Here is a 23,942-nt window from a genome sequence, read left to right as displayed (position 1 = left end):
TCTCCAGGCTCAACGGCAATCGATTCTGATCAGGCCTCTCCGGCTCGAGGGGCCCAGTGGCGTCGTACGGCCTTCTCCAGCTCCAGGATCGCGAACAGCACGATCCCGATCGCCAGAATCTCGACGCCATGCACGAACTCCACCGGTCGCGTATCGAAGAAATGCGACATGAACGGTGCGTACGTGAACATAAGCTGCAGCACGACGACCGCCGCGAGCGCGATCAGCACCGCCCGGGTACCAAGGATGCCGCGCAGCGTCAGCGAGCGACCGGCCAGATAACGCACATTGAACAGATAGAAGATCTCCATGACCACCAGCGTGTTGACCGCATAGGTTCGTGCCTGTTCAAGATCGGCACCCTGGCTTCGGGTCCACGCAAAGATCCCGAAAATACCGAGTGCGAACAATGCCGATACGAAGGCCACGCGCCAGACCACGAGCAGCGAAAGGATCGGCTCGTCCCGACGGCGCGGTGGGCGCCGCATGGCATCCGGTTCCGTGGGCTCGAAGGCGAGCGCCATCGCCAATGCGACCGAACTCACCATATTCACCCACAGGATCTGTAAAGGCGTAATCGGCAACGTCAGCCCCGCGAGCACCGCGAGCAGGATGCTGATCGCTTCGCCACCATTCACCGGCAACAGGAACAGAATCGCCTTTTTCAGATTGTCGTAGACCGTTCGCCCCTCGCGCACCGCTGCGGCGATCGACGCGAAATTGTCATCGGCCAGCACCATCTCGGCCGACTCCCGTGCCGCTTCCGTACCGCCGCGCCCCATTGCCACGCCGACGTCCGCGCGCTTGAGCGCCGGTGCATCGTTGACGCCGTCTCCGGTCATGGCGACCACATCGCCCCGATACTGCAGCGCTTCCACCAGACGCAGTTTGTGTGCCGGGCTGGTGCGGGCGAACACGTCCACCGCGGGCGCCCTCTCACGCAGCGCTGCATCGTCGAGTGCATCGAGATCCGGCCCGGTGACGACGTCATCCGGGTTTTCCAGCCCGAGCTGCCGCGCGATGGCGCCCGCGGTCGTCCCATGATCACCGGTGATCATCTTTACCCGGATCCCGGCGGCGCGGCAATCTTGCACCGCGGCGATCGCCTCATCACGCGGCGGATCGATCAGACCGAAAAGTCCCAGCAGTTCCAGCTCGCCTTCGACATCGCTGAAATGAAGTCGATCCGGCTCATCGGCGGGATGGAACGTCGCCGCTGCCAGCACCCGCTGGCCGCGCCCGGCGAGTTCCTGGATGCGCGCCCGCCAGGGCGCGATGTCCAGCGCCACGGTTTCGCCGTCACGCCGCTGAAACGTACACATCTCCAGCACCCGCTCCGGAGCCCCCTTCAAGAACACGGGCGCGCCCCCCGCGTGATCATGGTGCAGCGTCGCCATGAAACGGTGCTCCGAGTCGAACGGGATCACGTCTACCCGATGCAGGCGTTCACCCTCGGTCACCGGATCGAGCCCCGCTTTCATCGCGGCAACCAGTAATGCGCCTTCCATCGGGTCCCCGTTCACGGACCAGATATCTTCGCGATGCTGCAGGGCCGCGTCGTTGCAAAGGCAACCGGCACGGAGCAGTTCCATCAGCGCGGGCTCCGTATCGGGATCGACGGGCCGCTCATCGCGCCGGAAATCGCCGTGCGGGTCGTAGCCGTTCCCGGTCACCGAGAAGATGTCATCCGCGGTCGCCACGGAAGCGACCATCATCTCGTTGCGCGTCAGCGTGCCCGTCTTGTCGGAACAGATGATGGAGAGCGCGCCCAGCGTCTCGACCGCCGGGAGCCGGCGTATGATCGCGTTGCGCCCGGCCATGCGCTGCACGCCGATTGCAAGCGTTACGGTCAGGATCGTCGGGAGGCCTTCCGGGATCGTCGCCACGGCAAGGCCGACCACGATCATGAACATCTCGGCGCCGGGCTGTCCCTGCAGGCCCCATCCGTACAGGAATACGGCCGCTACGACGACACCGATCACCGCAGTCAGTCGTCGGGCGAACACCGACATCTGCTGCAGCAGCGGTGTCGTGAGCTCCTGCACACCGGCGAGCATGCCGCTGATGCGACCGATCTCGGTCGCGGGCCCGGTGGTCACGACAACGCCCTCGCCCTGTCCCGATACGACCAGCGTCCCCGAATGCGCGATCGAACCCCGGTCGCCGAGAGCCGCATCCTCAGGGACCACTTCAGCGGACTTCTCTACGGCGACCGATTCCCCCGTCAGTACGGCCTCATGCGTGTGCAACCCCCGGCCCTGCAGCACCCGCACATCCGCCGGCACCCGATCGCCGGGCTCGAGCAGGACGATATCGCCCGGCACGAGATCCTCCGCCGGGATCTGCACGCGCTTGCCATCGCGCTTCACGGACGCCTTTGGCGCGAGCATGCCCCGGATCGCGTTCAAGGCTTCCTCGGCTCGCCCTTCCTGAACGAATCCGATCACCGCATTGACCAGGACCACCCCCAGAATCACCACCGCGTCGACCCAGTGATCCATGAGCGCGGACAGCGTCGCCGCCACGAGGAGCACGACAATCAGGAGATTATTGAACTGACTCAGGAGCCGTTTGACCGGGCTGCGCCCACGGCTCTCCGGCAGACGATTGGGGCCCACTTCGGCCCGCCGCCGTGCAGCCTCCTCCGAGGAAAGCCCCGCCCGGGTCGACCGCAGCCGATCCAGGACGGTATCGGCTGTGAGGGCGTGCCAGGTCACCGAATCCGTGGATCCACCCGACGCCCCGCTTTCCTGGTCTCTTCGGCTCATGCCCTCTCCCGTCGCGCTGCGGATCGATGCCCGGTGGCGCCACTCGACGCTCCCGTGATCACCCCGTTCAATTCGAGGCTGGACCAACCCCTGCGACCTGATACTCCCGTCGCAATGCACGCGTAAGGTTGGCGCAGGCGAACACGAGGATCACGGCCACCGGCAGGCCGGCGGTCACTGAGGCGGTCTGGAGACTGTCAAGTGCCTGCTCGCCGCCAATGACGAGTAGTGTTGCGGCCACGCCACCCTCGGTGATGCCCCAGATCACGCGCTGGCGCTTGAGCGAGTGTTCGCTGCCGCGCGACATCAATGCATCGACGACGTGCGTGCCGGAATCCGAGGACGTAATGAAATACACGGCGATGAGCAGCGTCATTACCGTCGATGCGATCGTCGCCAGGGGTAGCTGCTCGAGCATGAGATACAGCGCTACGGTATTGTCCTCAGCGACGGCGGCGGCGATTCCCGCGTCCCCGAACAGTTCCAGCTCCAGGGCCGTGCCACCGAAGACGGCCAGCCAGGCGAATACGAACAGGCACGGCAACGCCAGCACGCCCAGGATAAACGTACGGATCGTCCGCCCGCGCGAGACGCGCGCGATAAACATGCCGACGAACGGCGACCAGGCGATCCACCATGCCCAGTAGAACATCGTCCAGTCCTTCTGCCATGCGGACCCGGAGATCGCATCGGCAGTAAGACTGAGCCCGATCAACTGCTGAAAGTAACTACCGGTGGAATCGATAAAAAAACGGATGATGAACAGAGTCGGTCCAGCGATCAGCACGAACACGAGCATGATCAGTGCGAGCACAAGGTTGAAGACGCTGAGCCATTTCAGGCCACGATCGAGGCCCGATATGACCGACAGCACCGCCACCGTGGTGATCGTCGCGATCACACCCACTTGCCACCCAGGCGAGACGGGCAGGCCGACCAGCCGGTTCAAGCCGGTATTGAGCTGCATCGCACCGAAGCCGAGCGAGGTCGCGAGCCCGAACAGGGTGCCGAACACAGCCAGTATATCGATCACATGCCCGATCGGGCCGTAGATCCGATCGCCTAGCAGCGGATAGAAGATTGAGCGGATCGTCAGGGGGAGGCCATGCCGGAAACTGAAATACGCAATTGACAGACCGAGCACGACATACACGGCCCACGCGTGCAGCCCCCAGTGGAAGAACGTATACACCATCGCCTGACGCGCCGCCTCCGCCGTTCCGCCTTCAGCATACGGCGGCCGCTGGTAGTGCAGCATCGGCTCCGCCACGCTCCAGAAGACGAGACCGATACCCATCCCGGCACTGAACAGCATCGCGAACCATGCGAAGAAGCCGAACTCGGGCCGGTCCCCGGGCTCACCGAGACGGATGCCTCCGTAACGGCTGAAGCCGAGCCAGACGAGGAACCCGACGAAGAAGGTGGCGACGATCAGGTACATCCAGCCGAGATATTCAGTAATCCAGGCATGGATGTCTGCGAACACGGCGCTCGCGGTCACGGGAAAACCGGTCCCGAAGCCGACGAACGTGACCACAATCAGCGCAGACGCGGTAAATACCGTCGGGTTCACCGTCGCGAAGAAGGCCCGGAACCGCCCCGTCATGAAGAACCCGCTCCGGTCATGCCACCAGGTGTCGCCTCACTCACCGGGCGTGTCTCCGGGCTCCGGCTGCTCGACGATCGCGGTCAACCTCGCGCGCTCAAGCACATGCCCCCGCAGCGCCGGGTCAAGTTGAACGCGCGAAGCCCCGGTCGGCAGATCGAGCGCGGTGTCCAGGGCGAGAATTTCCCACCGATAATGGCGGCGCCCGGTGGGCGGCGGAGGACCCATCTCTCCAGTCCCGCCATACGTATCGAGGCCAACCGTTGCACCATCGGGAAGGTCGGCGGGATCGAGGTAACGGGTTTCCGGCGGGATATTCCACACGAGCCAGTGTGTCACCGTCCCCAGGGGCGATTCGGGGTCCTCGAGGATCACGACCAGTGAGGCCGCGCATGGCGGAACACCCTCTATCTCGAGCCGTGGCAAGGTATCGCTAGCGGGCGCGCACCAGTGCGCGGGGATGATTTCACCGTCCTCAAAAGCCGGGCTGATCACGCGCATGAACCGGACTCGCGCTACGGATCGACAGGGAAACCGCCCGCAGCGGCGTTACGACCACCGAACAGTGCGATTACCCTACCATTCCACGGCACGTACAACTTGATCCGGGTCAAAGACACGCCCGTAAAATCCACCCCCGGAGCGCGTGGATACTACAGAGTCCAACCGGGCCCGGTTCCCGTCTGCGATCGTTTCGCCCTGTACATCGTGGTGTCGGCATGCCCGATCAGTTCATCGGCATTCAGTCCGTCTTCAGGATATACGGCGATTCCAATACTGCTCGATACCTGCACCGTACCGGCCGCGAGGCCAAAAGGTGCTGCAAAAGCCGCGGCGATCTTTTTCGCGATGGTTGCACCATCCGTGACCCGTTCGATGCCCTCCAGCAATACGACGAACTCATCACCACCGAGGCGGCCGACGGTGTCCGCACCACGAATACAATCGGTCAAGCGATGAGCGACTTCTTTCAGCAGTTGATCGCCCGCCGCATGGCCGAAAGTATCGTTTACGTGCTTGAACTCATCGAGATCGAGGTATAGCACCGCAAGATGCGCCTGCTTTCGGGCCGTCGCTGTTACGGCGGTCGCGAGACGATCGAGGAAAAGCGCCCGGTTCGGGAGTCCCGTCAATTGATCGTACCGCGCCATGCGCTCAAGACGGAGGTGCAACACCCGGCGTTCGATCGCCGCCGCGATCTGGACCGAGATAAGCTGGAGCCGGTTCCGATCCTCATCGCTGAAACGTACCGAGCCGAGATCAGCGCGGGCGACCAGCGAACCGACGACACCGTTTCCCGACTCGAGCGGGACCGCGATGTGATTAAGTGCATCGGGCGGGGTGTCGAACGGCTGTTTCGTCGCGTCGACGGAATCCGGCGTCAACAACAGGGCTTCGCCGTCCTCCGCCACGACAGACCCGAGCTGCCGCATCAGCTCGCGCTCCGGATCGCCGCCCGGGTCATCCGGTTCGATGGGCCAGGGGCATCCAGCCTCTCCCGTGTCGGCGTCGACAAGCGTGACGACCAGATCATCGATCGGGAGCAGATCGCGGAGCGTTGCGTCGATGCCCTGGAACAGCGTCAGCAGGCCCTCATCCCGATTGGCCGCCTCCGAGATGGCGTAAATGGCCCTCTGGAGGGATTCCGCCCGTTTGCGCTCGGTGATGTCGCGGGCGACGGCGATCCGGACCTGGTCGCGCGCCGACCAGCGCGCGGACCACATGATATGTGCCGTCTTGCCATCCTTGCGCAGGTAGCGATTCTCGAAGTGCGGTTTCTGCTCACCGTCGAGAATTTCGCGAATCGCGCTCCGGGTCCGTTCCCGGTCCTCGGGATGAACGAAGTCGAGCACCGGGCGCCCGATCATCTCGTCGGGCGGATATCCGAATATCCGCTCGCCGGCCGCACTGATAAACAGGAACCGGCTCTCGCGATCGACCACGCAGACCGCATCGAGCAGCAGGTCCATGAAATATTGCGGGGGCTCGTGGAGCGCATGGGACATCCGCCGAATATACGCAACTTCCATGGAGGATTGTCACCTCCGGTGGCACTCGGCAGGGCATCACGATCACCCGGAGTGCTGCGCGCGCCCGAACCACACGTACCCGGGTCAATGAGTCCAGTGCTCGCGGGTTTCGGGCACGCTACGGACGAAAAGTTGGCCCGGACATTGCTTTACGACTCATAACGTCAATTTTTACGCGCCATCACGCGCACAAACGGCCACCAAGTGTCCGTTTTCCGTCAACGGCGGATCAGGAGGGATACAGATGGACATCAACGCGATCCTGCTCAAAACCCCGCGCGGCCGCGAGGAAATCCGCACCCGCTCGCACCGGCTGTCGCCGATGGCGCGCCGTCTTCTCATCATTGCCGACGGTCAGCACACCGTCACCGAACTGGCGGCCGATCTCGCCTGCGGGAAACGCGACCGCGAGCTGCATGAGACGCTCGAGGGCCTCGTCGAGGGGCAGTTCCTGCACATCCGGGACGATTTCGACGGCCGCACGCGCGGGACGCCACAGGGCCCCGGGTGGCACGCGATCCGCTGAAGTCCGCCCCGAGTCCTCAGTAGCGACGCTCAAGAGAGTTGGGGATCCCCTCCGTGCCACGGGTGTGGCCTTGGCGACCACCGGGCCAGTAGTCTGTGCGCCGGTGTCCATCGACAACGCAGGGGAGATCACAGTGACCGAGCAGCAGCCGGACACGATCCGTATCGTCCATCTCGATCCCGACGGCTTCGGCGATGTGAGTATGGAGCGGGCGGTCTTCGAAGCGGCTTGCGGGAATATCGTCTTCGATGCCATCTGGCCCGCTGAACGCGGGAACCTCGCGGAGATCGGGCCCGCCCATGTACTGCTGACCCACTACACGGAGATCGACGATGCCGCCATGGCGGCCATCGGTCCCGAGGTGATCGTGCGCTACGCGACCGGCGTCGACGGAGTCGATCTGGAGGCGGCCACCCGGCGCGGGATCCGCGTCACGCGGATCCCCGAATACTGCGATGCGGAGGTCGGTGAGCACGTCTTCGCCATGGCGCTCGCCCTCTGGCGCCGGCTTCCGCAATACGATACCCACGTCGACACCGGTGGCTGGGATTTCCACCACGCCGCGCCCGGTGGATCGGTCACCGATGCCACGTTCGCTTTTCTGAGGTACGGCCGCAAGGCGCGTTCCGCCGCGAAACTGGCCCGGCCACTGGGCTGCCCCATCATCGCGCATGACCCGCATATTCCCGGCGACGCGATCGCCGCCGCCGGGGCCGAGCCGGTTGCCTTCGATGAACTGTTCGCCCGTGCCGACGTCCTCTCGCTCCACAGTCCGCTGACGTCGGAAACGGAGGGCATGGTGAACGAGCGCACGCTGGGGCTGATGCGGCCCGGCGCCGTTCTGGTGAACACCGCGCGCGGACGTATCATCGACGAGGGCGCCCTCGTGGCCGCACTCGACGCCGGCCAGCTGAGCGGCGCCGGGCTGGATGTCCTGTCCGCGGAACCGCCGCCGGCGGATCACCCGCTATTGGGGCGCGAAGACGTCATCGTCACGCCGCACGCGGCCTGGTACTCACGCGAGGCCGAACGGCGCTGCCGGGAACTGGGCTCACACTACGCCATCGAGGCGCTCGAAGGCCGGACGTCGGAAGGATTGGTCAATCCGGAGGTGCTGAAAGAAAAAGAATGATCGCACCGGCTGGCGCCGGTGCGATTCACATCTTCTGGGCCCCGGGCGCGACCGCGGGGACGCGGTCGCGCCCGGATTCTCCCGGCGGGGATCAGGCGAGGTCGAAGCGGTCCGCGTTCATGACCTTATTCCACGCCTTGACGAAGTCGTGCACGAACTTCTCCTGGTTGTCGTCCTGCGCATAGACCTCGGCGTAGGAACGCAGAATGGAGTTCGAGCCGAATACCAGGTCGACCCGCGTGGCGGTCCACTTCACTTCATCGGTCTTGCGGTCACGGATCTCGTAGAGATTGCTGTCCGTCGGGTGCCAGCTGTTGGCCATGTCCGTCAGGTTGACAAAGAAGTCGTTGGTCAACTGGCCCGCACGATCGGTGAACACGCCGTGGCTGGTGCCGCCATGGTTGGTACCGAGGACGCGCATACCGCCGACCAGCACCGTCATCTCGGGTGCGGTCAGACCCATGAGCTGGGTGCGGTCGAGCATCAGGTCTTCCGCCTGGACGCTGTAGTCCTTCTTCAGGAAGTTGCGATAGGCGTCCGAAAGCGGCTCGAGCCACTGGAAGGAGTCCACGTCGGTCATTTCCTCGGTGGCGTCGCCACGACCGGGCCGGAACGGTACGCCGATATCATGGCCCGCCGCTTTTGCGGCCTTCTCGATACCCACGTTACCGGCCAGGACGATCACGTCCGCCACGCTGGCGCCGTTCTTTTCGGCGATCGGCTCGAGCACCTTGAGCACACGCTGCAGACGCTCCGGCTCATTGGCGGCCCAGTCCTTCTGCGGCGCCAGACGGATGCGGGCGCCGTTGGCACCACCGCGCTTGTCGGACTGACGGAACGTGCGGGCACTGTCCCAGGCGGTGGACACCATGTCACTGATGCTGAGACCGCTCTCGGCGATCTGCTTCTTCACCGCCTCGACGTTGTAGTCCGAGCTTCCCTCCGGGACCGGATCCTGCCAGAGGAGGTCCTCGGTCGGCGCTTCCGGACCGATGTAGCGGTCTTTCGGGCCCAGATCGCGGTGGATCAGCTTGAACCAGGCGCGGGCGAAGGCATCATCCAGCTGGTCCGGGTTCTGGCGGAACTTCTCGGCGATCTTGCGGAAGTCCGGATCCACCTTCAGCGCCATATCGGCGTCGGTCATCATCGGCTTGCGGCGGATCGATGGATCCTCCACATCGACCGGCATGTCCTCTTCCTTGATGTCCACCGGCTCCCACTGGTTGGCGCCCGCGGGGCTCTGGGTGACCTGCCACTCGTGGTCGAGCAGCATCTCCAGATAGCCATGGTCCCACTGGGTCGGGTGAGTGGTCCAGGCACCTTCGAGGCCGCTGGTGACCGCATCGCGGCCGATGCCACGGCTGACGTGGTTGTTCCACCCAAGGCCCTGTTCCTCGACATCCGCTGCTTCGGGCTCGGGGCCATTGTTGGCGGCATCGCCATTGCCATGGCACTTGCCGACCGTATGACCACCGATGGTCAGGGCGACGGTTTCCTCGTCGTTCATGGCCATGCGCTGGAAGGTGACGCGGACGTCCGCCGCCGTCTGCATCGGATCCGGTTTGCCATCCGGGCCTTCCGGGTTCACATAGATCAGGCCCATCATCACCGCCGCCAGCGGGTTTTCGAGGGAGTTCGCGTTCCGATCCTCGTCGTAGCGGCTGTGCTCATTGTCACTGGTGGCGAGCCATTCTTTCTCGCTGCCCCAGTAGGTCTCCTTCTCGGGGTGCCAGATGTCCTCGCGGCCAAAGGAGAAGCCGAAGGTCTTGAAGCCCATGGATTCATAGGCAACGTTACCGGCCAGGGCGAGCAGGTCCGCCCAGCTCAGGCGGTTGCCGTACTTCTTCTTGATCGGCCAGAGCAGCCGCCGCGCCTTGTCGAGGTTGCCGTTGTCCGGCCAGCTGTTGATGGGCGCGAAGCGCTGGTTGCCGGTTCCGGCACCGCCACGACCATCGAATACGCGGTAGCTGCCCGCGGCATGCCAGGTCATACGGATCATCAGGCCGCCATAATGGCCCCAGTCGGCGGGCCACCAGGTCTGGCTGTCGGTCATGAGATCCATGACGTCCTGCTTGAGCGCATCGAAGTCGAGTTTGCGGACTTCTTCGCGATAATCGAATCCCTCCCCCATGGGATCGGTCTTGCGATCGTGCTGATGGAGGATGTCGAGATTCAGGCTGTTCGGCCACCACTCCATCACCGAGCTGCCGGCTTCGGTGTTGGCGCCGTGCACGACCGGGCATTTGCCCGCCTGAACGTCTTTTGGATTTGCCGCCATGTCTATCTCCGATTTGCGGTTGTCTGGATCGAAAGCGATCCCTAATCGTTCGCGGCAGCCGCGTCTCGGGGCGAGCCAAACTCATCGCCCGCGCGCCACTCGCGAGTTGATCTCGTGGGTCCCGCCAGCCCTGTCTGCCTGATAGGCGCGGCGCACCGCCCCGCTGATCGGCGCTTTCAGCCCAGCGCGGCAAAAAGTGCTGGCTACAAGCGAAACGGCGCCGTCCGATGCCGACGCACCGCTTCGCGGAACGTGAGGATAACGCTGACTGGTCGATCAATCCAATTGAATCTCCCGGGCCATACGATAGCCTTTACCTATGGATCTATCGGCACCCGGGATTCACCATATTCGCCGGCGATGCACACGCCGACGGGGCCTTGCCTGCGGGTTGCTCGCAGGGCGCAAGGATGCTTCAGGTCGGCAGGTAGTCGCGGCTCCAGCTCTCCGAAACGACGCCCGCGTCGATCAGTTCATCGATCTCCGCATCGTCGTATCCCATACCGCGCAGGACATTGCGTGTAGAGGCGCCGTATTTCTCGGCCGGCGTAAGTGGATGGATTCTGCTGCGGCTGGGGCGCACCGCGTACGGGTCGAGCTGGGTCACGGTGTGGCCACTGGGGTGATCCTCATAGACCGAAAACGAGTAGCTGCCGTTTTCGATACCGGTCCTGCCATCAGCCGGCCGGCTGTTGTACGCCCGGATGGTTTCGAGATTCTCGCACACGGCGGCCCCAATGCCAGCGGCCTGAAGGCGTTCTACCCAGTCGCTCGCCCGGGCCTTCAGAAACGCATGAGAGAAATACGCCGCCAGTTCATCACGCGGCGTCTCCGGCGCCTCTTCCAGTCCGGGCACGGTCGCGAATTTCGACAGATCCGTATCATAAGCGCTGAGCAGAAGAATCCCGTCCGCGGTGAAGTAGAAACGTGTCAGTTCGTCATAACCGTTGGCGTAACGCCCCGACGGTTCGTCGAACAGCCCGCGTCGTTCGTAGTCGTAGAAGAACGGCATCTGGGCGAGGCCACTCAGTGCCGTGAGCGAGGTTTTGACGCGGCCGATCTCCCCCGTGCGGTACTTTCGGTATAGCGCCGTGGCGATCCCCATGGATGCGGCGAACCCGCACATGACGTCGATCGTGCCGACATGTGCGTGCTCTTCCGGCGTATCCATACTGCCGCCGAAGCGCAGCATGATGCCGGTGGTGGCCTGAACCAGGTCATCGTAACCGAGGTAGTTGCTGCGCGGCCCGGTATTGACGCCGCTGAAACAGTCGAGCTGACAGAATATGACCTCGGGGTTGATCGCCCGCAACGCGTCTTCCGACAGGCCCATGGTCTCCACCTGGCGATCGGTGGCGTTCCACACGACCACGTCGACCGAGCGGATCAGCTCTTCCAGGATCTGTCTTCCCCGTGGCTGGGTAATGTCCGTCAACAACGAACGCTTCGAACGCATGTGGGACATACCGTAGATTACGGTGTTCCAGGCATCATAGAACGGCTGGGTCGGATCGAGCTTGATCACCTCCGCCCCGAAGCGGGCCAGGTACGTGGCCGAGTGCGGACCGGCGATCACATTGCACAGATCGAGGACACGCACGCCCTCCAGCCAGCCGGAACCGTCGTCGTTTGCCTCACCGACCGAAGCAGTACGGCTGTCGCCCACCGCCACCAGTGCCGCCATGGCGTCGTCGAACCCGACCTGCCGCCGCGCCCGCGGGGCCAGCATTTCCTCGGCGCTGTCCCGCAGCCAGAGGATGGGTCCGGGCTGCATCATCAGCCCGTATTCGGGATCTTCGACCTCGACCACCAGGTTGGTCGTTTCCGCGTGGTCGTCATGCATCCATTCCTGGAGCCAGCGCTGGGGCGAACCGGGGCAACGGGCGCGGCCGAAGCGCTTTTCCCATTCCTTTGCGGTTCGCGTGATGAATACCTCCTTCATGCGCTGCGCGATGTGATCGGCCCAGTGTTTCGGCAGGGGGTAGACCCCCATCGCGGCATCCGCTTTCCACTCGCTGCTCGGCTGGTAGGTATCCTCTTCCTCGGGCAGGCCCGCGGCCACGAGTTCGTCGTACAGGCCGAGGGTCTTCAGGCAGCGTTGCACATGGCCCTTGTGGCTGGGACAGACGACATAGAACATGCGCCCGTCCTTGCATTTGTAATTGCGGAAGAACGGATCGAGCAGCTCCTGCAGTTCGTCATAGCTGATGTTCATCGGCAGGCCCTCTTCCCGCCGACGCTCGATTTCCTTTTCGCGCTGGGTCTTGTAGCGCTCGGGTATGCCCTCGACCTCGATGGAGTTGTAACAGAGCCCTTCCATCAGCGAACAGGCCAGTGGGACCTCGATATGATCGCCGACGCCGCTGCGCTCACGCGCCTGCAGGGCAAGCACGGCCGCCGACCCGGCCAGCACCGTCCCGTAGGCCGATGCGAGGGGCAATGGCGAGAACGATGGATTGACCCCCATCAGCACACGGTTGAGGCCCATATCGGTGAACACGCCGGAACTGGCGGCAACCACGCTTTCAAACGCACGCCATTCACGCCGCAGCTCGTCATTGGACGCGAAACTCGGAATGGACAGCGTGATCAACTCGGGCCGCTGCGCGCGCAGCGCCTGGAAATCGATCCCGAGCCGCTGCATGACCCCATGGCGAAAACTCTCGATGACGATGTCGGCCTCGTCGATCAACGCCAGCGCCTGCTCCAGTCCGTCGCTGGATTTGAGATCCAGACGCAGGCAAAGCTTGTTTCGATTCAGTGTCGCGTTGGCGGGCGTATCCCACAGTGGCCCGCCGGGCGGATCGACATGGACGACCGTCGCGCCCAGATCGGCGAGGATCATCGCCACGGCGGGCCCGGCCATGTACTGACCGAAGTCGATGACCCGCACGCCGCGCAGCGGCAGCCGGGAATCCGTCGCTTCTGACATCGAAATGCTCTTCGGTGTTTCGTTGCCCGATTCCAAGGGGGACACGGCTCAATCCCGATTCCGGTCCGCGAGCATCCAGCCAGCGGCCCGCTCGGCCACCATCAATGTGGGGGAGTTCGTGTTGCCGCTGGTTATCGTCGGCATGATGCCGGCATCGGCCACGCGCAGACCGGCCACGCCGCGCACGCGCAGGCGGCTGTCGACCACTGCCATGGGATCGTCCGTGGAGCCCATGCGGGTCGTTCCCACCGGATGGAAAATCGTCGTGCCGATATCACCCGCCAGCTGCACGAGGTCCTCGTCACTCTGATACTCCATGCCCGGTTTGACCTCCTCCGGTGCATACCGTGCCAACGCCGGCTGGCTCGCGATCCGGCGCGTAACCCGCAGCGAATCGGCGGCCACTTTCCGATCGCGTTCGGTACTCAGATACCCCGTCCTGATCTTCGGGGCGTCACGCGGATCCGGACCATCGATACGGACCGAGCCCCGGCTGGTCGGATTCAGGTTGCAGACGCTGGCCGTGATCCCGGGGAAGTCATGCAGGGGCTGGCCGAAGGCCTCCAGACTCAGCGGCTGGACGTGATACTCGATATTCGGCGCGGGCTCGTCCGCCGAACTCCGGGTGAACGCCCCGACCTGCGAGGGCGCCATGCTCATCGGGCCCGAGCGCCGCAACAGGTACTCGAGTGCGATCCGCGCCTTGCCGGACACGGTCTTCATCATCGTATTCAGCGTCTTCGCTCCGGTCACCCGATACACCGAGCGGATCTGCAAATGATCCTGCAGATTCTCTCCGACCCCGGGAAGATCATGGTTCACGGCGACCCCTTTTGCATGCAGATGATCCGCCGGGCCGATGCCGGAGACCTGGAGCAACTGCGGCGAGCCGACCGAGCCGGCGGCGAGGACCACTTCCCTGCGGGCCCGGATACGGTGTTCGTCACCGCCGTCGGCGACCCGGACACCCGTGCAGGACAGCGCGCCCTCGTCGTTACGGGCCAGCTCGAGCCCCAGTACCTGCGTGGAATGGCGGAGAACCAGGTTATCCCGCCGCAGATGGTCGCGCAGGAACGCCTTCGACGTGTTCCACCGCCAACCGCGAGACTGATTCACCTCGAAATAGTCGACGCCCTCGTTACAGCCGCGGTTGAAGTCGCGCGTACGCGGAATGCCGGCCTGCTCCGCGGCCTTGATGAAATCATCGAGCACCGTCCATTTCAGCCGCTGGTGCTCGATCCGCCACTCGCCGCCATGGCCGTGAAACCGTCGATGGTCCGGGTCCGCATCGCCATCGTCATCGAGCCGGTAGTGGTTCTCATGGCGCATGAATTCGGGCAGGCAGCGTTCCCAGGACCACTCGGGATCGCCGGTAAGACGGGCCCAGGCGTCGTAGTCACGCGCCTGCCCGCGCATGTAGATCATGCCGTTGATACTGGAACAGCCGCCCAGCGTCTTGCCGCGGGGATAGATCAGTGACCGGCCATTGAGACCTTCGTCGGGTTCCGTGCGGTAGCGCCAGTCCGTGCGCGGGTTATCGATGCAATACAGATACCCGACCGGGATATGGATCCAGTGATAATTGTCGCGGCCACCGGCCTCGATCAGCAGGACACGGTTGGCCGGATCGGCACTCAGGCGATTCGCCAACAGGCAGCCGGCGGTGCCAGCGCCGACTACGATGTAGTCGAATTCATCATCCGCCATGACCGCGTCCACTTACGGGATATGAGCAGGTGTCGCAAGCCGGTGACATTTACCCATCGATATAACAATCAACCACCCCGGCGCCATCAGGCACCCCGCGGGGAATTGTCACTCTGATGGTCCATGCCTCCCTGGATGAAGCCCGGACCCCGATACAGCCGGGCGTTCTGCATCGGAAAGGTTACCGTAATGGTCGTGCGTATCAATTGAGAAATCCGGAACTGGGATATAACCTTAGCTTATATCAATGCCCGGAGTGCCCCAACCATGCAGGACATCCACATCCTCCGTGCGTTTGTCGCCGTCGCCCGCGAAGGGAGCGTCTCGCGTGCCGCGCAACGGCTTCATCTGACGCAGCCGGCGGTCAGCCTCAAGCTCAAGCAGCTGCAGCAGACGCTGGAACTCACGCTGTTCCGCCGTCACCCGCAGGGCCTGACGCTGACGCCGGACGGGCAGACCCTGCTGCCGGTAGCGGAGAAAGCGCTCGCGGCCATGTCCGCTTTCAACGAGAGCGCCCTCGCACTGCACAGCACGCTTCGGGGTCGCCTGCGGATCGGCACCATCGTCGACCCCGAATTTATCCGCCTCGGGGCGTTTCTCCAGCGGCTGGTCGAACGGGCCCCGCAGATCGAGACCGAGCTCAGTCACGGGATGAGCGGCAACGTGTTGACTCGGGTACGCAATGGCGAGCTCGACGTCGGCTTCTATCTGGCCGCGCCGGGGAGCGGCCCCCCGGCCGGCACGCCGGCGGTGAGCTACCGCGAACTGACTCACTTCCACTACCACGTGGTCGCACCGCCAGGCTGGGGCGATCGCCTGCAACGCGCCGGCTGGGAGGATCTCGCGGCGCTGCCTTGGATCGTCACGCCTTCGGACTCGGTCCATAGCCGTTTGCTGGGGGGGATACTCGACCCGCTAGGCCTCACGCCCAACGGCGTCGCCCAGGTCGATCAGGAGGCCTGCATGCTGGATCTCGTCCGCGCCGGCATCGGACTCAGCCTGGCGCGCGATGCCCTGGCGATGGCCGAGCGGCAGGAACGTGGACTCGTGATCGCGGAGGGCGTGCGAGTGCCCTGCGCGCTCAGTTTCATCTGGCCCGCGGACCGGGCCGCAGAGCCGGTAATCAGCGCCGCGCTCGACACGCTCGACAGCGTCTGGGACGCCATCGAGCTAGTGGGCCATGCGGGCCGTTCGGTTACTCTCTGAGCCGACATGGCGGTTCAGCACAAGGCGCGCCGATCTTGCGTAGCGCCTCTTACGTAAGTGAGGCGCAACGCCGTGGTGGGCCGCCATGTCCGCTCCCGAAGGGCGGTGCTGTGCGGCACCTGTCGCGGCGTTGCTCGGTCGCTTGTGTAGCGACGCTACACGCGCTCCTCGCGCCTTGCGACAGGCACGCACAGCGCCGCAGAGAATAACCGAACGGCCCGCATGGCCCACTAGCCGCATGAACGCGCGCGATGGGGCCGTCAACCGACCCCGAATCGGTACTTATCCATTCTGCTCCATACCGGCCAGCATCAGCGTACCGTCGATCGTGCGTGCGAGTTCATTCACCCAGGCGAGGTAATTCCGATGTACCGCCTCGACGGCCTCTTCGCTCTGCCGCACAGGGCTGAAATGCATTTCACCGGAGTCGCCCCTTGAGCCGGTCGGCGGGGCCGTCAACCAACCGTGATCGAGGTTATCGCTTTCCCGATACTCGAACGATATGGAGCGATCACCGATCCGGACGCGCACGCGCCCTACATGCGCGCGCACGGGCAGCTCGGCATCGATGTAGCCGGCATCCCGGTTGATCTCGGTCATGCGCCAGCCACGGATCACGAGGGCCTCGATCACGGCACGCGTCACCCGATCCCCGCCCAGTTCCGCAGGAAGAGTCACGGGCTCCGGGTTGAACGGCACAATGGCACTCCCGGCCAACGCGCTGAATGGCGAGGCAATGAGACAACATATCAGCAGGATCCGGCGTACATATCGCAACATCGTGGACTCCAGAGATTATTTTGCGTGTAGATACGCGCTCGCCCTTGGCGGCGAGTCGCGCTGCGGCGCCCGGGACGAATTCGGAGGATGCGCGGGAATGAGTCATGAAACGGAATCCGTTCCGATCGACAAGGCGCCGGCTTCCTGCCGCGAACGTTCGTGAGCGGGCGCCGACAATAGCGCAGTCACGGCACCGGGAGAAGTGGTGGCCGGACCCCCCCGCCCTTCACGCCTGAAAACCGCTGATACAATCGCCGCAGTCGCTTCGCCCGGGGAAATAATCTCCGCGGTCACATCGGCACTGGAGGCCGCGGCCGACATGACGCGTACCCGCTCCGGCAACACCAGCGGCAGCGCTGGCCCCACCAGCCGCGTCGAGATCGTCGACGGCAATTTCCGCGCATTCGTCGAGAGCCGGCAGGCGTCGCCCGCCCGGCAGGATCCGGATGCCGCACTGCCCGGATGCCCGGACCTCAGCGGCCACGGATTCCTCGAGCTGTTCGAGTCCCAGATGCTTTCGCGTCACCTGGACTTCGAGGCGCGCGCGATGCGGGCCCGGGAGGAGGGCTTCTACACGATCGGCAGCGCCGGCCACGAGGGCAACGCCGCGGTTGCCCAGGCCAGCCGGCATACCGACCCGGCCTTCCTGCACTATCGCTCCGGCGCGTTCATGCTGGAACGGGCCCGTGCACTGCCACACGTCGATGCCGTGTACGACACGGCCCTGTCGCTGGCCGCCAGCGCCGAGGACCCGATTTCCGGCGGTCGCCACAAAGTCTGGGGGTCGGTCGCGCTGAACGTGCCGCCGCAGACCTCGACCATCGCCTCGCACCTGCCCAAGGCAGTGGGCACGGCCATCGCGCACGGGATCGCCGGGCGCTGCGGGACACCACGCCCGGTGCCCGACGATGCCCTGGTCGTCTGCTCGTTCGGTGACGCCGCTATCAATCACGCCACCGCCCTGTCGGGCTTCAACGCCGCGGCCTGGACCGCATACCAGCACCTGCCCTGCCCGATCCTGTTCGTCTGCGAGGACAACGGCATCGGCGTCTCCGTACAGACCCCGAAGGGGTGGGTCGCGGCGTCATTCCGCGACCGCCCCGGTATCCGGTATTTCCACGCCGACGGCTGTGACGTCGCAGCGGCCCACGCCGTCGCGCGCGAGGCCGTCGACTACGTGCGGCGGGCACGGCGCCCGGCCTGCCTGCACCTGACGCTCGTGCGCCTGCTCGCGCACGCGGGCAGCGACGTCGAGAGCCGCTATCGCCCGATGGCGGACATCGAGCGCGACGAGGCGAACGACCCGCTGCTGCGCAGCGCGGCCATCGCGCTCGACCACGGGCTGGTCACACCGGACGAGTTGATGGCTCGCTACGAGGCTGCGCGGGAGCGGGTGCACGAGGCCGCGGTGCGCGCCGCGCGGCGCCCCCGCCTGCAGCGTCGCGCGGAGATCATGGCGCCGCTGGCCCCAGACACGCCCAGCCGCGTGCGGGCGGAGGCCGAGCGTAACGATTACGGGGCCGCGCGCGAAACCGCCTTCGGCGGCCACGACCAACTGCCGGAAAAGCTGCCGCCACGGCACCTCGCGATCCAGATCGGGCGCGCGCTGCATGACCTGCTCGCCAAATACAAAGGCGCGATCGCGTTCGGCGAGGACATCGCGGCGAAGGGTGGCGTCTATACCGTCACCAGCGGGCTGTCAGAGAGCTACCCGCCGCACCGGGTATTCAACACCCTGCTGGACGAGACCACGATCCTCGGCCTGGCCCAGGGTGCCGGCCTGATGGGGCTGCTGCCCATCCCCGAGATCCAGTATCTGGCCTACGTCCACAATGCCGCCGACCAGCTCCGCGGCGAGGCCTGCTCGCTGCAGTTCTTCTCCAGCGGCCAGTACGCCAACCCGATGCTGGTACGGATCGCGGGACTGGCGTACCAGAAGGGCTTCGGCGGGCATTTCCACAACGACAACGCGTTCGCGGCCCTGCGCGATATCCCCGGACTGGTGATCGCCTGCCCGTCGCGCGGCGACGATGCCGCGTCGATGCTGCGCACCTGTGCAGCGCTGTGTCAGGTCGACGGCCGTGTGGTGACATTCATCGAACCGATCGCGCTGTACATGACCAAAGACCTGCATGAAGCGGGTGATGGTGAATGGCTGTTCCCGTATCCCGCGTCGGGCGCGGCGGCCCCGTTCGGGGAACCGCGCGTTTACGCGCCCGAGGCGCATGAGCTGCTGATCGTCACGTTCGGTAATGGCGTACCGATGAGCCTGCGTGCCGCCCGCCGGATCGAAGCGGACACGGGCAGCCGCCCGCGGATCCTCGACCTGCGCTGGCTAAAACCGCTGAATCGCGAATCCATCGCCCGTCATGCGCGGGAATGCGGTCGCGTGCTGGTCGTCGACGAAGAGCGCGAGACCGGTGGCATTGCCGAACAGATCATCACCAGCCTGATGGAAGACTGTGGGCCCTCGGTGCAGATGGCCCGCGTCGCCGGTGCCGACAGCTATGTCCCCCTCGGCGAGGCCGCGAACCGCGTGCTGGTATCGGAGACGGAGATCGTCGCCGCGGGTCGACGCCTGCTCGGGGCCCACCACGGGAACCTCTGATTGCAGGGAGCCCTGTAGGTCGGGCTTACAGCCCGACACCCGTAACCCTCTGATCTGTCGGGCTATAAGCCCGACCTACATCGTTCCCCCAACGCGCTGCCTGGTTTTGCTCAGAGCTTTCCTGGGAGTTGCCGTTGCGTATCGGTTCAGGCGGAAGGCGGAAGGCGGCTTCGCGAGTGAGATTGATTTGCATTAACACTTCGTAATCTGCAGGATTCACGCTTCGCGATTCATAACAACTACACCGCCGTTTCGCTCAAGTCTCGTCACCAGTCGCCATTCACAACCGCCGAGGTGATCCGGAATGTCCCGTGAGCCAATGCCTGCTTGTCGTGTGATACGCGCCACACTCCACGCGCTGCCTGCCATCCTCCTGACTGCATCACCCGCCACCATCGCAGCGGCCGCCGAGAATGAAACCGGGGAGATGGAAGCCGTGGTGGTCACCGAGACCGCGCTGAAGGTCGACGTGCCGCTGGTGGAGACGCCGCGCCCGGCGTCCGTGGTCGAGCGCGAGGAGCTCGATGAACGCAACGTGCAGTCGCTGGACGAGACGTTCCGGTACCGCGCTGGCGTTCTCTCCGGACACTTCGGCGACGACAATGACACGGACTGGTTCAAGATCCGCGGCTACGACCAGTCCACTTATCAGGACGGGCTGCGGGTGTACCGCGATGGCTTCTACCAGTGGCTGCCCGAGCCGTTCGGCCTGTCGCGGGTGGAACTGCTCAAGGGACCGGCCTCGATCCTGTATGGGGAGACACCGCCCGGCGGCGTGATCAACGCGATCAGCAAGCGGCCGACCGAAGAATCGCGTGGGCTGGTCGAGGTCCAGGCCGGAAACTATGAGCATCGGCAGGTCGGCATCGATGTCTCCGGCCCGGCCGCGGGAACCGACGATGTCCGCTACCGTATGGTCGGCCTGTTCCGCTCCGGCGAAGGCGACATCGACTTCACCGAGAACGAGCGCTACTACCTCGCCCCGAGCCTGGAATGGGACGTCACCGAGGATACGGAACTGACACTGCTCTCCAGTTTCCAGAAGGATGACGCGGTTCCCTACAACGGCTTCAAGCTGCCGTACGGCACGGTCCAGGACACGCCCTTCGGCAAAGTCGACCCCTCGACCAGCTACAGCGAGCCCAGCTACGACACCAATGAGCGCGAGCAGAGCCGGATCGGCTATGAACTCGACCACCGCATCGACGACACCTGGCGCGTCGAACAACGCATGCGTTACAGCGAGGTCGATCTGCTGCTGCGGAGCAGCTATATCGCATTCCAGACCGGTCCTCGCACCGGCGCCCAGGGGCTGACGTATCGCGACGGCCGGATCGACTCGTGGACACTCGACAACCGGGTCGTCGGCAAATGGTTTACCGATCGTACCGAGAACACGCTCCTGCTCGGCCTCGACTACCAGGATCTCGAAAAACAGGGCGAGCAGGCCAACCTGTTCGGCACCTTCGGCACGATCGACCTGTTCGATCCGCAGTACGGCAACTTCACGCCGCCGAGCGGCGCACAGATCATGGACCAGCACATCAACAAGGAGCAGATCGGGCTTTACGCCCAGAACCAGCTGCGCATCGACGACCGCTGGGTGCTGCTCGCCGGGGCGCGCCACGACCAGGCCGATGTGAGCGACAGGGTCAGCGGCCAGGAGGCCGATGTCGACGAGACCTCGCTGTCGGCCGGGCTGATGTACATCGCCGATAACGGCCTCAATCCGTACCTCAGCTACACCGAGTCGTTCGAGCCGATCGCCGGCACCGACCAGAATGGCGACCTGTACGACCCCATTCAGGGGCGTCAGCTCGAGGCGGGCGTCAAATATGCGCCGCGCCACCTCGACGGCTACGTGACGGCTGCGGCCTACCGGATCGAGGAAGAGAACACGCTGGCGACCACCGGCGGCGGCGCCCAGGCCCAGGTCGGCGAGCGCAATACCGACGGCTTCGAGATCGAAAGTGTCGCCTACTTCACGGAGCAGCTGCAGGCGACCCTGGCCTACACGTATAACGACTCGGTCACCCGCAACACCGCTACCAGCGGCAGCGAGGCTCGTGCACCGCTGATCCCTCGAAACATGGCGTCGGTGTGGCTCGACTACGCCTTTGATAACGCGGCCCCGGGGCTGAAGATAGGCGGTGGCGTGCGCTACAACGGCGAAAGCGAGGACAAGTTCCGTGACGTCACGGTCCCCTCCTACACCGTGCTCGATCTGATGGCCCGCTACGACTTCGGCGCCAACTGGAGTGCACAGGTCAACGTGAACAACGCGACCGACGAGGAATACGTCGCCAGTTGCGACTACTGGTGCTACTACGGTGCGCAGCGCCGCTACCAGGCCAGCGTCAGCTACCGCTGGTAAGCCCGCCGGTGATCACCGGATCGAAGCCGGAATGCCAAACGGGATTCCGGCTTCTTTGCGGTCAACGGAGTCCGCGAATGCCGCCTGAGACACCCGAACGTCTCCACAAAAGGCGCAGGCACCCCCACTTGGCCGGCCGACTCGAATTCCCGGACGATCCGTGCTCCAATCAGGCGGAGTATCGGGGGAACCTAGAGTGGCGGAAAATGACCGTGGGGGTGTGGCTGCACTGCTGGATGACCTCTATAACGCGGCCGTCGAGCCGAGCGGCTGGGAGGCATTTCTCCACCGGTTGTCCGCGCTGTTCCAGACCGGTACCGCGACCGTGCGCGTCACGGACCTGTCCACCCCCCTTGTCTATACCTACTACACGGTCGGTTTCGAGGAACGGATCAACCGCATGTATGCCGAGGACGGGGTCGATATCGACCTCTTCCGCGACACCCTCGCGGCCGCCCCACTTGGCGTGATCCAGGCGAGCCACCGGATCGTCCCCGATCGCGAATTCGAGCGTAGCCCCCACTACGAGCGCGTCTTCCGTCCGAACGGCAACTTCTACGCGATGGGCGCGCATTTCGAACGGTGGGATGACAGCGCGATGCATATCGGCGTCCACCGCCCGCGCCGCCATGGCCCCTTCACGCATGCGGAACGCGAGACGCTGCAGCACTTCTCACCCCACCTGCGGCGTGTGGCGCGCATCACCCGACGTCTGGGTGAATACGAGTGCGCGTTGAGTGCAGCACGCCGTGCCCTGGACGACCTGCCCTACGGCATCTGGATCCTCGACCGTCGATTCCACTGCCGCTGGGCCAACGCACCCGCCGAAGAGGCGATGCGTGCCGGCGCGCTGGGTCTCGGGCTGTCGGGAGAACGACTGGCCCTGAAGGACCGGGCACTCGACGGCGGTCTCTGCACCGCGATGGACGCACTCAACGCCGGCAATGGACCGGTACAGACGGTAACGCTCGGGCTCGATGGCGCCGCCCTCGTGCTGGTAGACCGCGGGCCACGCGCTACATCCCTTGGCCTGCCGAGTGAAGGCTCGGATACCGTGCTCGCCTTCCTTGTCGATCCGGCGCGCCCGACACCGCTCGACAGTGAGCGGATGATCAAACTCTACGCAATCACGCCCGCGGAGATCCGTCTGCTCGGCGAGTTCATGCGCGGGCTCGACCTGCATGAATCGGCCGCGCGTCTCGGCATTTCGATCCACACCGCCCGCGCCCAGATGAAATCGGCCATGCAGAAAACGGGTGTCAACCGCCAGCCGGAGCTCATGCGCAAGCTGTTGATCAGCGCCACCCGCATCGGGGCGGACAACGACTGAACGGGTGTTACATCAGTACTTACTTATCGGGCCCCGCGTTGATCATGGCCTCGGCGATCGACTGTTCACCGCGTTGCCGGAGTTCGTCTGCCGCGCTCGCACGATCCCGCTCCTCCTTGTTCTGGCTGAGCTTCCACTTGCCGACCATTTTCGTGACCTCGATTTCGATGCCGACGATGTTCGCCAGCATCTGATCGATGAACTCGGGCGCGGAGTCTGTCATCTTCCAGGGTCTCGGCGATTCCGCCCGCTGCTCATGCGTGCGGGTCAGCCGGGCGACGACACCGCGCACGAACCGCTCGTCGTCACGGACATGCAGCCGTCCATGGACGTGGACGACCCGATAGTTCCAGGTAGGCACCTGTTGATGGGACTCGTGCTTGCTCGGGTACCAGTTGGGCGACAGGTACGCGTCACCCGCGCGAAAGATCACGAGCGCCTCCTGACCATCCGTCGCCTGTTCCCATAACGAGTTGGCTCGTGCCACATGCGCGAGGAGTTTCCTGCCACCGCTGGCCTCGTCGACCAGGAACGGCAGATGATTCGCGTCGAGTCCGCCCGGTCCATTCACGACCAGCGCGCCGAACGGCCACGCCGCGATCGTCTGCAGCAATTCCTCTGTCCGCGCTTCCTCGAAATGCTCTGGCAGGTACACGTCACGCTCT

At 64.7% G+C, this 23,942-nt stretch carries 15 protein-coding genes; 6 read left to right on the top strand and 9 right to left on the bottom strand.

Going from position 1 to position 23,942, the window contains the following annotated elements:
• Positions 1-29: 29 nt before the first annotated feature.
• The 4 genes from A0W70_RS05580 to A0W70_RS05565 all read right to left on the bottom strand — a co-directional run bounded on the left by A0W70_RS05580 (position 30) and on the right by A0W70_RS05565 (position 6,404).
• Positions 30-2,768, bottom strand: a complete 2,739-nt coding sequence (locus tag A0W70_RS05580) for a cation-translocating P-type ATPase (protein ID WP_067561283.1) — start codon at positions 2,766-2,768, stop codon at positions 30-32.
• 67 nt (positions 2,769-2,835) lie between these two features.
• Positions 2,836-4,374 (bottom strand): BCCT family transporter, encoded by a 1,539-nt coding sequence (locus tag A0W70_RS05575; RefSeq protein ID WP_067561281.1) that lies wholly within the window; start codon positions 4,372-4,374, stop codon positions 2,836-2,838.
• Between the two features lie 36 nt (positions 4,375-4,410).
• On the bottom strand, positions 4,411-4,875 hold the full coding sequence (locus A0W70_RS05570) for a YbhB/YbcL family Raf kinase inhibitor-like protein (RefSeq protein WP_067561279.1): 465 nt from the start codon (positions 4,873-4,875) through the stop codon (positions 4,411-4,413).
• Between the two features lie 152 nt (positions 4,876-5,027).
• Positions 5,028-6,404, bottom strand: coding sequence for a GGDEF domain-containing protein (locus A0W70_RS05565; protein WP_217495394.1), 1,377 nt, complete (start codon positions 6,402-6,404; stop codon positions 5,028-5,030).
• Between the two features lie 244 nt (positions 6,405-6,648).
• Here A0W70_RS05565 and A0W70_RS05560 point away from each other — a divergent pair, with 244 nt between their 5' ends.
• A complete protein-coding gene (locus A0W70_RS05560) occupies positions 6,649-6,930 on the top strand; it encodes a hypothetical protein (protein WP_067561274.1) in 282 nt (93 codons plus the stop codon).
• A gap of 133 nt (positions 6,931-7,063) precedes the next feature.
• Positions 7,064-8,062, top strand: coding sequence for a C-terminal binding protein (locus A0W70_RS05555; protein WP_217495393.1), 999 nt, complete (start codon positions 7,064-7,066; stop codon positions 8,060-8,062).
• A gap of 91 nt (positions 8,063-8,153) precedes the next feature.
• On the opposite strand, the gene katG is transcribed toward A0W70_RS05555, so the two are convergent.
• The 3 genes from katG to A0W70_RS05540 form a co-directional block, all read right to left on the bottom strand.
• Positions 8,154-10,340: a catalase/peroxidase HPI gene (gene katG / locus A0W70_RS05550; protein WP_067561272.1), complete on the bottom strand. Its 2,187-nt coding sequence runs from the start codon at positions 10,338-10,340 to the stop codon at positions 8,154-8,156.
• A gap of 415 nt (positions 10,341-10,755) precedes the next feature.
• Entirely contained in the window at positions 10,756-13,272 is a 2,517-nt protein-coding gene (locus A0W70_RS05545; protein WP_067561650.1) for a CoA transferase, read from the bottom strand.
• Positions 13,273-13,320: 48 nt separating this feature from the next.
• Complete coding sequence (locus tag A0W70_RS05540) at positions 13,321-14,979, bottom strand: GMC family oxidoreductase (RefSeq protein ID WP_067561270.1); 1,659 nt, start codon at positions 14,977-14,979, stop codon at positions 13,321-13,323.
• A gap of 267 nt (positions 14,980-15,246) precedes the next feature.
• On the opposite strand from A0W70_RS05540, the gene A0W70_RS05535 reads away from it, so the two are divergent.
• Positions 15,247-16,185, top strand: coding sequence for a LysR family transcriptional regulator (locus tag A0W70_RS05535; RefSeq protein ID WP_067561268.1), 939 nt, complete (start codon positions 15,247-15,249; stop codon positions 16,183-16,185).
• A gap of 282 nt (positions 16,186-16,467) precedes the next feature.
• Here the strand turns inward: A0W70_RS05535 and A0W70_RS05530 are convergent, their stop codons facing one another.
• On the bottom strand, positions 16,468-16,965 hold the full coding sequence (locus A0W70_RS05530) for a hypothetical protein (RefSeq protein WP_139150737.1): 498 nt from the start codon (positions 16,963-16,965) through the stop codon (positions 16,468-16,470).
• Between the two features lie 319 nt (positions 16,966-17,284).
• On the opposite strand from A0W70_RS05530, the gene A0W70_RS05525 reads away from it, so the two are divergent.
• The 3 genes from A0W70_RS05525 to A0W70_RS05515 all read left to right on the top strand — a co-directional run bounded on the left by A0W70_RS05525 (position 17,285) and on the right by A0W70_RS05515 (position 23,277).
• On the top strand, positions 17,285-19,573 hold the full coding sequence (locus A0W70_RS05525; RefSeq protein ID WP_067561263.1) for a thiamine pyrophosphate-dependent enzyme: 2,289 nt from the start codon (positions 17,285-17,287) through the stop codon (positions 19,571-19,573).
• A gap of 427 nt (positions 19,574-20,000) precedes the next feature.
• Entirely contained in the window at positions 20,001-21,947 is a 1,947-nt protein-coding gene (locus A0W70_RS05520; protein WP_217495392.1) for a TonB-dependent siderophore receptor, read from the top strand.
• A gap of 196 nt (positions 21,948-22,143) precedes the next feature.
• Positions 22,144-23,277, top strand: a complete 1,134-nt coding sequence (locus A0W70_RS05515) for a helix-turn-helix transcriptional regulator (RefSeq protein ID WP_067561259.1) — start codon at positions 22,144-22,146, stop codon at positions 23,275-23,277.
• A 19-nt stretch (positions 23,278-23,296) separates the two neighbouring features.
• Here A0W70_RS05515 and A0W70_RS05510 read toward each other — a convergent pair whose 3' ends face one another.
• Entirely contained in the window at positions 23,297-23,932 is a 636-nt protein-coding gene (locus A0W70_RS05510) for an FMN-binding negative transcriptional regulator (RefSeq protein ID WP_067561257.1), read from the bottom strand.
• Between the last annotated feature and the right edge of the window lie 10 nt (positions 23,933-23,942).

This window comes from Halofilum ochraceum, from assembly GCF_001614315.2.
GTDB lineage: Bacteria > Pseudomonadota > Gammaproteobacteria > XJ16 > Halofilaceae > Halofilum > Halofilum ochraceum.
This window is presented reverse-complemented; position numbering and strand designations above follow the sequence as displayed.